This is a genomic window from Streptomyces lunaelactis (assembly GCF_003054555.1).
Classification (GTDB): domain Bacteria; phylum Actinomycetota; class Actinomycetes; order Streptomycetales; family Streptomycetaceae; genus Streptomyces; species Streptomyces lunaelactis.
Genome location: NZ_CP026304.1, coordinates 1690556 through 1705987, shown reverse-complemented (window position 1 = coordinate 1705987; position 15432 = coordinate 1690556). Strand labels below are relative to the sequence as shown.

Genomic DNA, 15432 nt, shown 5'->3' with positions numbered 1-15432 from the left:
AGGAAGCATGACCATCGCGTTCGACCGTCCCGTGGGCACCACCAACCCGGCCGAGCTTGTCGGTCCCGAGATGACGCAGCGCCTCAGCGCCCGCATCGTCAAGGACCACCCCGAGATCGACCACGCCACCGCGCGGCGCATCATCGCGCAGACCGCCGCGTTCCTCGCCGCAGGCGCCCAGCGCCCCGGCCTGGAACTGTCCCCGAGCAAGCTCGTCGACATCGGCTGGCACACCTGGATCCTCCACACCGTCGACTACGCCGTGTTCTGCGAGCAGGTCGCCGGCCGGTTCATCCACCACGTGCCGACCGAGGACGGCGAGCCCGTCGACGGCGGCCCCGAGGCGGCGCGGGAGCGCACCCTCGCAACTATCTCCGAGGCAGGATTCGCGATCGACGCCGACCTGTGGCCCGCAGCCGCCAAGATGGGCAAGTGCACCCAATGTCACGCGGGCTGCACCGACAGCCCCAAGGGCAAGAAGTAGCAGCAGCTTCACGCCGGCTGCCCGGCCCAAGCGCCGGGCGGCTGGCCCCGCGAACGGAGCAGCAGTGACGGACACCAAGGCGTGGGACACCTACTCCAAGCAGAAGCCCGAGCGGCGCCCCACGAACGCCGTCGGCGAGACGACCTGGTTCAACTGGACCCAGTACCCCGACCACGGGCCCGGCGTGGAGCTCCTAGGCATCGGCCCTGGGGCGGCTGTACTGGACCTCGGCTGCGGCAAGGGCGGCAACCTCGCCCACTGCGCCACGCTCGGGGCCCACGCGGTCGGCCTCGACGTGTCCCTCGCGCAGCTGAGGGCCGCAGACACGCGGTGGGGTGACGTCGACGGGATGGTGCTGCGCCGCGGCGACGCCGTGCAGCTCCTCGCCGACACCACTGAGGACTTCGACGCGGTCTACTCCGTGTTCGGTGCCGTCTGGTTCAGCGATCCGAACGAACTGCTGCCCATCATTCGCAAGCGGTTGCGCCCCGGTGGTGTCCTCGCCTTCTCTCAACGCCCCGCGATCGAGGGCTGCTACGGCTGCCAGGCGTCGTACATCAACCGGTCCGAGGACGAGGACCCGCTCGTCGTGAAGCGGTGGGACTACGAGCCCGAGCGGTGGATGGAGATCCTGGCCGAGCACGGTTTCACCGAGGCGTCAGCTCGCGTCCTTCCGGCCCCGCCCGGCCCCCGGAAGATCGGCACACTCCTCGTCCGTGCTGATGGATAGCACTGCCCCGGCCTGCCCGCGTCCCCCGCGCGGACGGGCCGGGCTCTTCCTTGCAGTTCTCCCGTGCCCCTCCACCGAACTTGCCTGCGGTGCAAGGATGCTGGCTGCTATCGAGTCGGTTCTGGGAGGGTTTCCGCAGGGGCCAGTTTCGGAGTCGAGTGCCCCCGTTGTGCCCTGGCAACTCGCCATAGACCGCCAAGTACCACTGTGACCAGCAGGAACAGCACCGTGAACCACTGGAAGTACCAGTGCCCGCCCGACGGGTCGTACACCGCCGCCCTCGGCCACGCCAGGTTCACCGTCATGAACAGGCCGTAGACCAGTGCCACCACGTTGATCGGCAGGCCCCAGCGGCCAAGGCTGAACAGCGGGCGGCCCGTCTCGTCCGGCTGGTCGGTGTCCTGGTCCCATTCGCCGCGCAGGCGGCGGATCAGCATGGGGCCCGTCACCATCGCGTACGCCAGGTAGAGCATGGCGATGCACGTCGTGCCGATGGCGAGGAAGGCCTCCGGCGAGGCGAGGTTGAGCAGGCCCAGCGCCGCGGCCGCCGCGCCCACGACCAGCGCGGGGCCGGCCGGCATTCCGGTGCGCCGGGAGACCTTCGCGAGGCGGGAGGAGAAGGGCAGCACCCCGTCGCGTGCCATCGAGAAGAGCATCCGCGAACCGGCCGTCTGGATCGCCAGCGTGGCCACGGCGATCGCGATCACCACATCGATGAGCAGCGCCTTGCCGACACCGTCGCCGAGGCTGCTGGTGAGGACGTACGACAGGCCCTGCGTCGCGAGCCGCCCGTCGGTCAGGCTCGGCGCGGCCAGTAGCCCGCCGAGCACCAGCAGTCCGCCGAGGACGCCGGCCGAGACGAGTGCGAGAAGGATTGTGCGCGGGGCGGTACGGCGCGGACTGCGTGTCTCCTCGCTGAGTTCGCCCGCGCTGTCGAAACCGATGAGGACGTACGCCGCGGTGAAGGAACCGACGAGCAGCGCGCCGATCGCGCCGCCCTGGCCGCCGGTGTGCAGCGTGACACCCGCGCCCCGCTCGGTGTGGGTCAGCAGGAGGACGACGATCAGCACCGCCCCGATGATCTCGGCGGTCACGCCGACGCGGTTGACGGCCGACATGACGCGGTTGTCGAGGAGGTTGACGGCGGTGGTCAGGGCGAGGAGTACGACCGCGAGCAGCGCGGCGTTCGTGGCGCCCGACGGTGTGAGGGGCGACGGGTCGCCGCCGAACAGCTGGAAGCCGGACCAGATCGCGGGGAGTACGACCTGGAGTGCCAGGGCAGCGGCCGCGACCACCACGACCTGGCCGATCACCATGATCCAGCCCGCGAACCAGCCGAAGGACGGAGTGCTGAGCCGCGTCGACCACTGGTAGATGGCGCCCGACAGCGGGTAGCGGGCGGCGAGTTCGGCGAAGCAGGCCGCCACCAGCAGCTGGCCGACGAGTACGGCCGGCCAGGTCCAGAAGAAGGCCGCGCCGCCGAAGGAGAAGCCGAACGCGAAGAACTGGAAGACGGTGGTCAGGACCGAGATGAAGGAGAACCCGGCGGCGAAGGAGGCGTACCGCCCCATGCTGCGGTGCAGTTCCTGCCGGTAGCCGAAGCCCGCCAGCGCGGCAGAGTCGCTCTGGCCGGCCTCGGGAGGATCCGGCCGTACGTCGGTGGGTGCGGTGGCGGTCATGGCAGCCCCTGTCGCTGATTCCTGTGGCCGATTCCTGTCGGGTGACAGAAATTAGGGACGGGCTGTTTCACCGGTGTCACACGGCCGTGTCCGTACAGGGCCCATCTCCTCACGCCCCTACTCCTCACCCTCGTACTCCGCCCGCACGCCTCGCCCCCGAGTGCGCCGAAAGATCCCGCCCCCGACCAATCCGGAGCCGCCGCCGCGCCGAATGCCCAGCGAGCACAGCCGACCCAGGAGGGTGTGAAGTGAGCGTCTCCGTGTCCCCAGCATCGTCGAGAGCCGCGTCCGTCGACCCGTGGAACTGGCCCGATGTGGCCCGCCTGCCCCACGCTTCCCGGCTGCGGACCGTCGCCGCCGAACGGCTCGTCCGGCACACGCTCGGCAGGCTGCCGCTGCGCGTGCGCTTCGGGGGCGGCGAGCCGATCGGCCTGGGCGGGCCGCTCATGGAAGTGCACGACCTGCAGGCCTTCTTCCGCCGTATCGGCGCCGCCGGACCCACCGGCCTCGGCGAGTCGTACATGGCGGGCGAATGGGAGGCGCGCGACCTCGTCCGAGTGCTGACCGTGCTCGCCGAGCATGAGGCGACCCTCTTTCCCGCGCCGCTCCGACGGCGGCGCGGGACCTGGACGCTCCGCCGCCAGGCCGGGCATCGCAGGGGACCCGAGCGCTCGGGCGACAACGTCCGCCGCCACTGCGCTCGGTCGAGCGAACTGTCCGCGCTCTTCCTCGACGAGACCCTCTCGTACTCCTCCGCCCTCTTCCGCGGCTTCCCGGCCGAACGGAATCTGCTGCCCGCGGCGCAGCACCGCAAGATCGACCGGCTGCTCGACCTGGCGCAGGTCGGATCCGGCACCCAGCTGCTGGAAATCGGCACCGGCTGGGGTGAGTTGGCGATCCGGGCGGGTCAGCGCGGCGCGCGCGTCCTGACCGTGACCCTCTCGAGGGAGCAACAGGCGCTGGCGCAGCGGCGCGTACGCGAAGCGGGGCTGGAGGGCAGGGTGACCGTCCTGCTGCGCGAATACGGCAAGGTGCTCGGCCGGTACGACGCGATCGTCAGCGTGGAGACGATCGAGACCGTCGCCGAGGAGCGCCGGCCGGAGTACTTCATGATGCTGGACCGGCTGCTCGTGCCCGGCGGGCGGATCGCGCTTCAGACGATCACCGTGCCGCACGAGCGCCTGCCGGAGGCCCGCACCGCCTTCGCGTGGATCCAGAAGTACATCCCCTCCGCCGCGCTGCCGCCCTCGGCCGAGGCGATCGAGCAGCTCGTCCACGGCTGCACCGGACTGCGGGTGGCGGCATGCGACGGCTTCGGCCCGCACTATGCCGAGACGCTGCGCCTGTGGCGCCAACGTTTCACCCAACGCGCCGCCGAGGTCGCGGCCCTCGGCCTCGACGAGACCTTCCACCGGATGTGGACCTTCTATCTCGCCCGCACCGAAGCGGGGTTTCGCGCCGGCCATCTCGATGTGGGGCAACTGCTCCTGACGAAGGATGAGATGGCTGCGTAGGCGACGGAGAGGCTGAGCGACTGTCCGGGGGCGGCTCGGCCGCCCCCGGCGATCAGCCCAGTCCCCGCGCCCGCTCGAACCTCGCCCGTCCCTCCGCCTGGTCCACCAGTGGATCGGGGTAGTCCAGCCTCGCCCGGTCCAGCCCGTCGAGCTTCCACGGCTGATGGATCGCGGGCGCGGCCAGGTGCGCCAGCTCCGGAACCCAGCGGCGTACGTAGTCGCCGTGCGGGTCGATGCGCTTCGCCTGGGCGAGCGGATCGAGGACCCGGTTGGGGCGCGTGTCCGTCCCGGTGCCCGCCACCCACTGCCAGTTGAGCTGGTTGTCGGCGATGTCCCCGTCCACCAGCAAGTCCAGGAAGTGCCGGGCGCCGATGCGCCAGTCCACGTACAGGGTCTTGGTGAGATAGCTCGCCGCCAGCAGCCGCCCGCGGCCCGGCATCCAGCCCTCGTACAGCAGGTGGCGCATCGCCGCGTCCACGATCGGGCAGCCTGTGCGGCCCCCCTTCCAGGCGTCGATCTCCTTCTCGTCGCCGCGCCAGTGATCCCCGCGCGCACGGTAGTCGGCGTGCGCCGCGTCGGGCCGGGCCGCGAGAACCTGGTGGTGGAAGTCCCGCCAGGCCAGCTGCCGTACGAAGGCGTCGGCGGCGGGTCCGCCCTCGCGGCGCGCCCGGTGGACGAGTTCGGTGGCCGACAGCGTGCCGAAGTGCAGATGCGGGGAGAGCCGGGAGGAAGCGTCGCCCGCCAGATCCTTCGGCCGCTCCTCGTACGCCCCGATGCCCGCGCTCCCGTCGGCGAGCCACGCGCTCAGCCGCCGCCGGCCCTCCCGCTCCCCGCCCTTGGCGAGCCCGGGAGACACCCCGGTCACCGCGGTGCGCTTGGGCAGCGGATGCCCGGCGAGCTCGGGGACCGGTACCGAGTCCGGCGCCGCCACGGTCTCGCGCAGCCCGGCCGCCTGCCAGCTGGTGAAATACGTGGCGAACACCGCGAAGTGGTCGCGGTCGGCGGGGGCGACCTGCCCCGGCGGCAGCGCGGTGCTCACCCCGTCATGGACGTGCAGGACGCACCGGAGCGCCGTCAGCGCCTCGCGCAGCCGCTCCTCCCTGCGTACGGCGTAGGCGCTGAACCCGGCCGCGATATGCACCGAGCGGGCGCCGCTCTCGACGACCACCCGGCAGACCTGCTCGACGACACCGCCGATACGGACGACGAGCCGCCCGCCGCGTTCGTGCAGCCCGGCATCGAGCGAGGCCAGGCAGTCGGCCAGGAAGGCGCGGCGGTTGGGCGCGTCGAAGCCCGCTCTCCGTATGCCCGGATCCAGTACGAACAGCGGCACCACCGCGTCGGCGCCGCGCACTGCCGCACGCAGCGCCGGCTGGTCGTGCAGCCGCAGATCGGAGGTGAAGAGCATGACCGCGACACTCATGCGCCGTCCTTCCCTCGGGCGGGACGGTCCCTCATACGGGACAGCCCCTCACACCGGACACTTCAAGCGGGATCGATCTTCATGAGGGGACCGATCTTCAGGCGGGACAGCTCCTCAGGCGGGGAAGTTCAGCAGGGCAAGCGGGTCCGAGGTCGGCTCGGGGGAGCCGCCCGCCGGTTCGACCGTGATGCCCATGGCCACGGCCGCGCCCACCGGCCCGTTCATCAGCACGGCGCTGGTGGCGGCCGCCGGGTCCATCAGACCGGCCGGCCGCATCTTTCCGCCGTCGCTGAACCAGAGTTGGTAGACCTTGCCCTGCGGCGGCTTCGGCATCCCGGAGGCGAGGAACGCGGCCTTGTTCCTGGCGCGCGACACGACCACGGTGCCGGTCGCACCGTCCGTCAGCTTCCCGGTGGTCACCCTGGCGTCCGGCGCCGCGAGCACCGAGGCCAGCTCCTCGGCCTGGCGCTGCGAGCGCTGCGCCTCCTGGCGTGCGTCCTGGACCTCCTGGTACTGCCAGACGGCCACCCCGCCGAGGCCGGCGGCAGCGGCGAGACAGGCTGCCAGCGCGAAGCGCGACAGCGCTCGGCCGGGGCGGGCCCGTCGCGAGACCCGCGGCGGATCCTGGCGCTCGGTGGACACCTGACGCATCACGCGCTGCTTGAGCGCGGGCGGCGGAGCAACGGCCACCGCGAGCCCCAACCGGCCCACGGTTTCGGCCAGTTCGCGCACCTCCTGGGTGCAGGCGGGGCACATCTGCAGATGCCGCTCGAATTCGGCACGCTCGTCGGGCGCCAGTGCGTGCAGCACATAGGCGCCGGTCAGCGTGTGCAGATCAGCGGTGCTGCTCATACGGTCACCCCCAGGCAGTCGCGCAGCCGGATGAGCCCGTCGCGCAGTCTCGTCTTGACCGTGCCCAGCGGCACGGAGAGCAGTTCGGCCACTTCCCGGTAGGCGAGCCCCCGGTAGTACGCGAGCGTCACCGACTGCCGCTGGAGCTCGGTCAGGGAGCGCAGACAGCGCCGCACCTGCTCGCGTTCGAGACGGGCCTCGACCTGCTCGATGACCTCGTCGTAGGCGGGGGTCTGCTCGAGGAGTGCCGCTCGCCGCTCGCGGTCGGTGGCGGACTGGGCCGACCGCACCCGGTCCACGGCCCGCCGGTGGGCGAGCGTGAGTATCCAGGTCATCGCCGAGCCGCGGGACGGCTGGAAGCGAGCCGCCGTACGCCAGACCTCGATCAGCACTTCCTGGGTCACCTCCTCCGACTGGGCGGGGTCGCGCAGTACGGCGCGCACCAGCCCGAGCACCGGCCCGCAGACCGAGTCGTACACACGGGAGAAGGCCTCCTGGTCACCCCTGGCCACCAGGCCGAGGAGTTGCTGGAGATCGGGCCCCGCCGGGGCGGGGCCTCCGATATGTACTGCTTCCTTCACGCGGCTTACCTCTCACTGTGCGGGCATCTCGTCCGGACAGATTTCACCAGGCATTCGGAGCCGGTGGGGCCGCGGATTGGTTCCGGTTCGCAGACGGTTCCACGTCACCGATGTGCAGCGGCAGGGCGAACGGCCGGAGTCCGTACCAGAAGCCGGTCCAGAACCCTCACGAACGAAGCCATGGCTGCCCCCCGGTGAGTGTGTTGTGACTGCAGAATAGATAGCGACACTATCTGTTATCCGATAGTGAGGCTATCTATGATGGGGCTCGTGGCCGGCAAGAGCGGAGAGGTGAACACGCGGTGCGCATCGGAGAGTTGAGTCGCAGAACCGGGGTTCCGGTGCCGACGATCAAGTACTACGTACGGGAGGGAATGCTCCCGGCCGGGCAGCTGACCAGCCCGAACCAGGCGAGTTACGACGACGCGCACGAGCGCAGACTGCGGCTGATCCGCGCGCTGCTCGATGTGGGCGGGCTGAAAGTGGCGGCCATCGCGGAGATCCTCGCGGCGGTCGACGACCCCGGCAGGACCGTGCACGACGTACTCGGCGAGGCCACGAGCCCGATCGTCCCCAGGTATCCCGGTGGTGCGCCGGACGGGGAACTGGAGGCGGCGCGCGAAGATGTGCGGGCGCTGGTCAAGCGGTGCGGCTGGCGGGTCGACAGTGAGGCCCCGGCCGCGGAGGCACTCGCGGGCGCGCTGGTCGCGCTGGGCCGGGTCGGCCACGCGGCGTTCGCCGCCGAGGTGCTCGACGACTACGCGGCCGCGGCGGAACAGGTCGCCCGCGTGGACCTCGCGTATGTCGGGCGCCGGGCGGGCCTGGACGACCTCGTGGAGAGCGTGGTGATCGGCACGGTGCTGGGCGACGCGGTGTTCGTCTCACTGCGACGGCTGGCCCATATCGACGGCTCGGCCCGCGCGTTCGGGGGCGACAAGACCGCCCGGTGAGCGTGACCGTGCTCCCGGGCACGGCCGAGCTCCCGGCGGCATCGCACCCGGGGGCCGGGGCCGGGGCCGGGGGGTGCCGTCGGTGTCAGGCGGCCGAGGGCTTCTCCGTCTCGCGCTCCACCTGCTCGTTCCACTCGCGCTTCACCGCGCGCCACGCCTCGTCGGTCTTGCCCTGGCGCCAGTAGCCCGAGATCGACAGCTGCTCGGGCGGGACCTGCCGGTCCAGACGCAGATGGCGGCGCAACTCCCGTACGAACCCGGCCTCGCCGTGCACGAAGGCGCACACGCTGCCCGCCGGGAAGTCCAGCGCGGTCACCGCGGCGACCAGTTCCTCGCCGGCCGGCCGGCTCCCGCGGTGCAGCCAGTTGATCTCGATCCCGTCGGGCGTGACGATCTTCTGCTCCTCGTCGGGTCCGTCGACCTCGACAAGGGCATGCACGACCGCGCCCGCCGGCATCCGCTCCAGGGACGCGGCGATCGCGGGCAGCGCGCTCTCGTCACCCACCAGCAGGTGCCAGTCCGCCGACGGATCCGGCGCGTAGCCGCCGCCGGGGCCCAGAATGTACATCGTCTCGCCCACCTGGGCCTTCGCCGCCCACGGGCCCGCCAGGCCCTCGTCGCCGTGCACCACGAAATCGACCGTCAGCTCACGCTGGACCGGGTCCCAGCTCCGTACCGTGTAGGTGCGGTTGGCGGGCCACTGCTCGCGCGGGAACTCCTCGCGGATGCGGTCCACGTCGAACGGCTCCGGATACGTCACGCCCTCGGGCGCGAACAGCAGTTTGATGTAGTAGTCGGTGAACTCGTCGACGGCGAACCCGGCGAGCCCCTCACCGCCCAGGACGACCCGCACCATGTGCGGAGTGAGCTGCTCGGTGCGCACCACCCGCGTCTCGCGGACCTTGACTGCCTTCGCTGCCTTGCGGGCCGGTCGTTCTGCCACAGCGGTCTCCCCTGAACTCGTGCATTACTTAGGCTTGCCTAAGTTAACACCTCAGCCCTGAAGTGTGGACAGAAGCCGCTGCAGCGCGCCGCCGAGGCCCCACTGGGACGCGAGCTCCTCGAGCGTCGCCGGATCGCGCGGCTCGGAGGGCAGCGCCGGGTCGAAGTCGGGCAGCGGTACGTCCGCGGCGACCCGGACGACCTTGGGCGCGACCGCGACATAGTCCCGCGCCTCGTCCAGCCGCTTGCGCTGCGAGGGCGTCAGCTTGGCGCGCGGATCGTCGACGGCGGCCATGATCCCGCCCAGATCGCCGAAGGAGTCCAGCAGCTTGGCCGCGGTCTTCTCGCCGATCCCGGCCACGCCCGGCAGCCCGTCGCTCGGGTCGCCGCGCAGCAGCGCCAGATCGATGTAGCCCGGGCCGTCGACGCCGTACTTCTCGCGCAGCCACGCCTCGTCGGTGACCTGCAGCGTCCCGACGCCCTTCAGCGGATAGAGCACCCGCCGGCCGCGGGCGTCATCGACGAGCTGGAAGAGGTCGCGGTCGCCGGTGACGATGTCGACCGGACCGGTGGCGCGCCCGGTGAGGGTGCCGATCACATCGTCCGCCTCGTACCCGTCCGCGCCGACACGGGCGATGCCGAGCGCTTCGAGCACGTCCATGATCACCGGGACCTGGGGGGAGAGGGTGTCCGGGATCTCCTCCTCGTCGGGCCCCAGCTCCGTCTCCACCGCGACGCGATGCGCCTTGTACGAGGGGATCAGGTCGACCCGCCACTGCGGCCGCCAGTCGTTGTCCCAGCAGGCCACCAGGTCGTCGGGGTGGTGGTCCTGCACCAGCCGGGTGATGAAGTCGAGCAGCCCGCGCACGGCGTTGACCGGGGTGCCGTCGGGGGCCCGTACCGAATCGGGGACCCCGAAATAGGCCCGGAAGTACAGGGAAGCGGTGTCGAGGAGCATCAGGCGTCGCGTCACAACCCTGATGATGCCGCACCCCAGGCGAGGCCCACCCCTTTCTGTCTGCGCTCGCGACCGGCGCTGCGGACCGTGTCCCCCCGAGTACGCACAGTGGCCGCCGGGCCTGCTCACTGAACACCGGCGGCAGGAAGCTGCGTAAGGTGAGACAGGACCAGGAAGGGGAGCCCGGCGATGGCAGCGAAGGACGCCAAGGACCCGAAGGAGTCGGCACCCCTTCGGGTGGGCGCGGCCGTCCGCAGACGGCGCAGAGTCCTGGATCTCACGCTGGCCACGGTCGCCGAGCGCAGCGGCCTCTCCGTCCCCTTCCTCAGCCAGATCGAGAACGAGCGGGCCCGCCCCAGCATGCGCTCGCTCCATCGGGTCGCCGACGCGCTGGAGACCACGACCGGCCGTCTGCTCGCCGCCTCCGACGCCGCCCGCACCGTCAGGCTCGTCCGCGCCCCGCACGGCGGTGCGCTGCCGCCCACCGCCAGGGCCCGCCGGCTCGTGCGGGGGCAGCATCAGCTGCAGGCCCTCGAATTCACCGGGGAGCAGGACGCGGGCCGCGAGTTCGAGCACCGCAACGACGAGCTGATGTACGTCGCCGACGGTGCGGCGGAGGTCGAGGCGGAGGGACGCGCCTACCGGCTGGCGCGGGGCGACACCCTCTTCCTTTCCGGTGGTGTACGGCACCGGTGGCGCGCGACCGCGCCCGACACCCGGATCATCGTCGTCACGGTCTCCGACCACATCGAGACGCCGGAGGCGTAGGGAGCCGTCATGCGGGTCGTCTCCCTGGTGCCCTCGCTGACCGAGGCCGTGGCCGTGAGTGCCCCCGGGCTGCTGGTCGGCGCCACCGACTGGTGCAGCCATCCGGCGGACCTCGAAGTCGTACGGATCGGGGGCACCAAGAACCCGGATGCGGCGGCGGTGCTCCGGTTGCGCCCCGATCTCGTCATCGCGAACGAGGAGGAGAACCGGGAGCCGGATCTGGCCGCCCTGCGGGAGGCGGGCATCGAGGTGCTCGTCACCGAAGTGCGCGATCTGGGGCAGGCGTTCGCCGAGCTGGAGCGGGTGCTCGTGGCCGGGTGCGGGCTTACGCGGCCGCGCTGGCTGGACGAGGCGGAGGCGGCGTGGGCTTCTGCCGTACCGCTGGGCGAGTGGCGCGCGATCGTGCCCGTCTGGCGGCGGCCGTGGATGGTGCTCGGCCGTGACACCTTCGCAGGTGATCTGCTCGGCCGGCTCGGTGTGGGCAATGTGTACGCGGGTCACGCCGAGCGTTATCCGCGTATCTCTCTGGAAGAACTGCGGGACTGCGGCGCCCAGTTGGCGGTGCTGCCCGACGAGCCGTACCGCTTCGCGGCGAACGACGGGCCGGAGGCCTTTCCGGCGCTGCCGGCCGCGCTGGTCAGTGGCCGGCACCTGACCTGGTACGGGCCGTCGCTGGCCGAGGCGCCCTCGGTGCTCGGCGTGGCGCTGCGACGGGCGACCCGGCAGCTGGGCTGAAACCCGCCCGCGCCACCGGCCGAGGCCGGTCCGGCCGACCGTCGTAGTGGCGAGGACCGGAAGGGACCACATGGTTGACAGGCAGTCAGAGAATCCGGTGACCGCCGGATGTCGGGCTGCCGCACCGCCGCAAACCTGCTAGCTGTGAGCGCGGTAGCGAAGCAGACATGCCATGAGCTCCCCAGAAACACCGGGTTGAGTCTCGGCTCTCACATGCCCTCAAGAAAGGTCCGGGATGCCTAAAACTTTCGGTATCGCCCTCCTTGCGCTCGTGCTTGCGGCCGCATCGCCGACCCCCGCGGTGGCCCAGACGGCCGCATCACCGACCCCCGCGGTGGCGAAGGCGTCCGCACAATCCGACCAGATCCCCGGCCGGTACATCGTGACCCTCAAGGACACAGCCGCCCCCGACGGTGCCGAGATGAACGAGGCTGTGGACACGGCTGTCGAGCAGGCCTCCACCCTGGGTGCCAGGGTGCAGCACGTGTACCGCTACGCCCTTCACGGCTACTCGGCGTCCATGAGCCCGAGCGTCGCAGCCACGCTCGCCGACGACCCCCGGGTGCGTTCGGTGGAGCCCGACCGGCTGGTGCATGCCACCGCCCAGTCGACCCCGACCGGAGTGGACCGGGCGGAGGCCGACAAGAGCCCCACCGCGGCCATCGACGGTGTCGACACCCGGGTGAACGCCGACGTCGCGGTCATCGACACCGGAATCGCCCCGAACCACCCCGACCTGAATGTGTACCGGGCCGGTGGCAAGAACTGCTGGCTGTCCTTGCTGCCCCCCTCCGACTTCCACGGCCATGGCACGCATGTCGCCGGAACCATCGGCGCCCTGGACAACGGCACCGGCGTGGTCGGTACGGCACCGGGTGTCCGGCTCTGGCCGGTGCAGGTGCTCAGCCCCCTCGGCAGCGGCAGCACCTCGAACGTCATCTGCGGCATCGACCACGTCACCGAGCACGCCGACGAGATCGACGTCGCCAACATGAGCCTGGGCGGATCGGGCACCGACGACGGCAACTGCGGCAAGACCAACAACGACGCCATGCACCAGGCGATCTGCAATTCCGTCGCTCAGGGCGTCACATACGCGGTGGCGGCCGGCAACGACCACTCCGACGCCGCGAACATGGTTCCCGCCGCATACGACGAAGTGATCACCGTCAGTGCCCTGGCCGACTTCGACGGCAAGCCGGGCGGCCTCGCCGGGGCGACGTGCCGCAGCGACGTGGACGACACCTTCGCCAACTTCTCCAACTACGGCCCCGATGTCGACCTGATCGCGCCGGGCGTGTGCATCCGCTCCACCTCCAGCAGCGGCGGCTACACCACGATGTCCGGCACCTCGATGGCCGCGCCCCACGTCGCGGGCGGCGCAGCCCTGTACCGGGCCACCCACCCCGGCGCATCGCCCCAGACCGTCAAGGCGGCTCTGCAGGCTGCCGGCAGCTTCGACTGGACATGGCCGTCCCAGGACGGTGACGGAACCAAGGAGCGCCTGCTCAGACTCACGTCCTTCTGACGGCGGCCGTCTTTCTGACGGCTGTCACCTGAATCATGATGTGGGCCGTGAATCATGATGTGGGCGCGCACCGGCATCGGTGCGCGCCCACACCCGTCGAGCCATTCTTCACAGGCGCTGCGAGCAGCGCTCCGCCGAACAGGCCGCACAACGTACGGACGCCGGTCACCGCCCATGCGGCGACGAGGAACGCGTACAGGCCGACCGCGAGCCATTCGAGGGCCACCAGGCCGGTGTGGCGCGCCAGGCCCTCCGCGCCGGTCACGCAGGTGCCGACGGGGAAGGTGAAGGCCCACCAGGTCAGCGCGAACGGCATGCCGCCGCGCGCGGCCCGCACGACCATCGCACCGGCAAGCGCCAGCCACATCAGGGCGAAGCCCATCACGGGGACGCCGTAGATCACGGCGAAGGCGGCGAGCCCTTCGGCATACGGTGCCCGGATCGCGCCCGGCGCCACGTCCGCCAGCTTGCTGAGCGCGGTGGTCGACTGGCCGAGCGGGCCGAGCACCAGGAAGAGGGTGGGGGTCAGCGCGAGGGGCAGCGGGCCGTGGTGGACCAGCCGGGCGAAGACCATCGGCAGGATGAGCAGCGAGGCCAGCAGGCTGACCCCGAACATCGCGTAGCTCCCCAGCAGCATCGCCTCCCGCCACTGCCCGGCAGGCAGATGGGGGACCAGGAGAGGGCCGAAGGACGCGGAGACCATCGGGGCGACGACGGGCAGCAGCCACACGGGAGAGGCCGTGCCGGGCGCGACCTTGTGGCGTACGACCATCAGATACGGGACGACCACGGCGGCGGCGAGCCCTGTGAGGGTGCCGGCGCCGAAGAGCGTGGCCGCCGTCGCCACGGCCGCGGGTTCGCCGATCACGCCTTCGCCCACGGTCAGGGTGCCGATGCCGACGGCCAGCAGCGCCATCGACAGACAGCCGTAGAAGGGCGCGACCGCCGGGTCGAGGAGGTGCGCGCGGGCCTGGTCGCGGTGGTGGGCCCAGTGCGCGGCGCGGGCGGCCAGGACGACGGCCAGCAGTACGGCGGACAGCGCCCACACCGCGGTGCGGGCCGTCCGCAGGCCGGGGATGTCGACGGGCAGGGCGGCACCGGCGTTCGCGACGATGGCGGTGCCCATGACGGTCGCGTACCAGTTGGGGCCGAAGTGGCGGAGCGACGGCAGGCGTACGGCCGCGAGGACGGAGGCGGCGGCGTGGGTACGGGGCTGCACGGCGATGACCATGTCCCCACTGTCATCCGGGGTGCGGTTCCCCACCAGGGATCTCTCCCCTATGAGCCCATAAGCTGGATTTATGAGCGACGAGGATGAAGAGCGGGTGCCGTTGGCGCACCGGGTGCCGGACCTGGGCGCGCTGGAGCTGCTGCTCGCCGTCGCCCGGCACGGCAGCCTGGGGCGCGCGGCGCGCGAGCTCGGGATCACACAGCCGGCCGCGAGCAGCCGGATCCGTTCGATGGAGCGCCGGCTGGGTGTGGCCCTGGTGGACCGCTCCCCGCGCGGTTCGCGGCTCACCGACGCGGGGGCGCTCGTCACGGACTGGGCGCGGCGGGTCGTGGAGGCGGCGGAGGCGTTCGACGCGGGGGCGCAGGCGCTGCGGGGACGGCGGGACTCGCGGCTGCGGGTGGCCGCTTCGATGACGATCGCCGAATACCTGCTGCCGCGCTGGCTGGTCGCGCTGCGCGCCGAGCGCCCCGGCACGGCGGTCTCGCTGTCCGCCGGGAACTCCGCGGCGGTCGCTCAGCGGCTGCTCGCGGGCGAGGCCGACCTGGGCTTCGTGGAGGGTCTGTCGGTGCCGGAGGGCCTGGACGGGACGGTCATCGGCCACGACCGGCTGCTGGTGGTCGCCGCGCCGAGCCACCCGTGGGCACGTCGCCGTACGCCGCTCTCGCCCGCGGAACTCGCGGTCGCACCGCTGATCCTGCGGGAGCGGGGCTCGGGCACGCGCCAGGTGCTCGACTCGGCGCTGAGCGAGAGCGGGGGCCTCGCGGAGCCGCTGCTGGAACTGGCGTCCACGACGGCGGTCAAGGCGGCGGCGGTGAGCGGCGCGGGTCCGGCGGTCCTGAGCGAACTGGCGGTGACGGAGGAACTGGCGTCGCGCCGCCTGGTGGAGATCCCGGTCGCGGAGGTCCCACTCCAGCGGGACCTCCGCGCGGTCTGGCCGCAGTCGCACCGCCCAACGGGTCCGGCGCGGGATCTGCTGTCGCTGACGAGGAGGGGGCCGGGGGTGGGGTGACGGGGCCCTGGGGTTTCGGGAAGGGGCGGGTGGGGGAATGCCCCAGGG

At 71.7% G+C, this 15432-nt stretch carries 15 protein-coding genes; 8 read left to right on the top strand and 7 right to left on the bottom strand.

Annotated features, from left to right (window positions below):
• The first annotated feature begins 7 nt into the window (after positions 1 to 7).
• On the top strand, positions 8 to 484 hold the full coding sequence (locus tag SLUN_RS07525) for a glycine-rich domain-containing protein (protein WP_108147753.1): 477 nt from the start codon (positions 8 to 10) through the stop codon (positions 482 to 484).
• 64 nt (positions 485 to 548) lie between these two features.
• Positions 549 to 1214, top strand: a complete 666-nt coding sequence (locus tag SLUN_RS07520; RefSeq protein ID WP_108147752.1) for a class I SAM-dependent methyltransferase — start codon at positions 549 to 551, stop codon at positions 1212 to 1214.
• 107 nt (positions 1215 to 1321) lie between these two features.
• Here the strand turns inward: SLUN_RS07520 and SLUN_RS07515 are convergent, their stop codons facing one another.
• Positions 1322 to 2893, bottom strand: coding sequence for an amino acid permease (locus SLUN_RS07515; protein WP_108147751.1), 1572 nt, complete (start codon positions 2891 to 2893; stop codon positions 1322 to 1324).
• Between the two features lie 248 nt (positions 2894 to 3141).
• On the opposite strand from SLUN_RS07515, the gene SLUN_RS07510 reads away from it, so the two are divergent.
• Positions 3142 to 4407: an SAM-dependent methyltransferase gene (locus tag SLUN_RS07510; protein ID WP_257153686.1), complete on the top strand. Its 1266-nt coding sequence runs from the start codon at positions 3142 to 3144 to the stop codon at positions 4405 to 4407.
• A gap of 52 nt (positions 4408 to 4459) precedes the next feature.
• On the opposite strand, the gene SLUN_RS07505 is transcribed toward SLUN_RS07510, so the two are convergent.
• From SLUN_RS07505 to SLUN_RS07495, 3 genes are all read right to left on the bottom strand, one after another.
• The gene (locus SLUN_RS07505; RefSeq protein WP_108147750.1) at positions 4460 to 5830 is read right to left on the bottom strand and encodes a cryptochrome/photolyase family protein; all 1371 of its coding nucleotides are present in this window, start codon (positions 5828 to 5830) and stop codon (positions 4460 to 4462) included.
• Positions 5831 to 5944: 114 nt separating this feature from the next.
• Positions 5945 to 6682 (bottom strand): anti-sigma factor, encoded by a 738-nt coding sequence (locus tag SLUN_RS07500; protein WP_108147749.1) that lies wholly within the window; start codon positions 6680 to 6682, stop codon positions 5945 to 5947.
• Complete coding sequence (locus SLUN_RS07495; protein ID WP_108147748.1) at positions 6679 to 7263, bottom strand: sigma-70 family RNA polymerase sigma factor; 585 nt, start codon at positions 7261 to 7263, stop codon at positions 6679 to 6681. The genes SLUN_RS07500 and SLUN_RS07495 overlap by 4 nt, the downstream gene beginning before the upstream one ends.
• A gap of 341 nt (positions 7264 to 7604) precedes the next feature.
• Here SLUN_RS07495 and SLUN_RS07490 point away from each other — a divergent pair, with 341 nt between their 5' ends.
• Positions 7605 to 8213, top strand: a complete 609-nt coding sequence (locus tag SLUN_RS07490) for a MerR family transcriptional regulator (protein ID WP_371413814.1) — start codon at positions 7605 to 7607, stop codon at positions 8211 to 8213.
• 85 nt (positions 8214 to 8298) lie between these two features.
• Here SLUN_RS07490 and SLUN_RS07485 read toward each other — a convergent pair whose 3' ends face one another.
• Positions 8299 to 9156: a siderophore-interacting protein gene (locus SLUN_RS07485; protein WP_108147746.1), complete on the bottom strand. Its 858-nt coding sequence runs from the start codon at positions 9154 to 9156 to the stop codon at positions 8299 to 8301.
• 51 nt (positions 9157 to 9207) lie between these two features.
• Entirely contained in the window at positions 9208 to 10113 is a 906-nt protein-coding gene (locus tag SLUN_RS07480; RefSeq protein ID WP_108147745.1) for a 5'-3' exonuclease, read from the bottom strand.
• 189 nt (positions 10114 to 10302) lie between these two features.
• On the opposite strand from SLUN_RS07480, the gene SLUN_RS07475 reads away from it, so the two are divergent.
• From SLUN_RS07475 to SLUN_RS07465, 3 genes are all read left to right on the top strand, one after another.
• On the top strand, positions 10303 to 10881 hold the full coding sequence (locus tag SLUN_RS07475; RefSeq protein ID WP_108147744.1) for a helix-turn-helix domain-containing protein: 579 nt from the start codon (positions 10303 to 10305) through the stop codon (positions 10879 to 10881).
• A gap of 9 nt (positions 10882 to 10890) precedes the next feature.
• Positions 10891 to 11616, top strand: a complete 726-nt coding sequence (locus SLUN_RS07470; protein WP_108147743.1) for a helical backbone metal receptor — start codon at positions 10891 to 10893, stop codon at positions 11614 to 11616.
• A 235-nt stretch (positions 11617 to 11851) separates the two neighbouring features.
• Positions 11852 to 13144: a S8 family serine peptidase gene (locus SLUN_RS07465; protein WP_108147742.1), complete on the top strand. Its 1293-nt coding sequence runs from the start codon at positions 11852 to 11854 to the stop codon at positions 13142 to 13144.
• Positions 13145 to 13196: 52 nt separating this feature from the next.
• Here the strand turns inward: SLUN_RS07465 and SLUN_RS07460 are convergent, their stop codons facing one another.
• Positions 13197 to 14375: a TDT family transporter gene (locus SLUN_RS07460; RefSeq protein ID WP_108147741.1), complete on the bottom strand. Its 1179-nt coding sequence runs from the start codon at positions 14373 to 14375 to the stop codon at positions 13197 to 13199.
• A gap of 70 nt (positions 14376 to 14445) precedes the next feature.
• Here SLUN_RS07460 and SLUN_RS07455 point away from each other — a divergent pair, with 70 nt between their 5' ends.
• Positions 14446 to 15384, top strand: a complete 939-nt coding sequence (locus SLUN_RS07455; protein WP_175263920.1) for a LysR family transcriptional regulator — start codon at positions 14446 to 14448, stop codon at positions 15382 to 15384.
• Positions 15385 to 15432 lie beyond the last annotated feature (48 nt).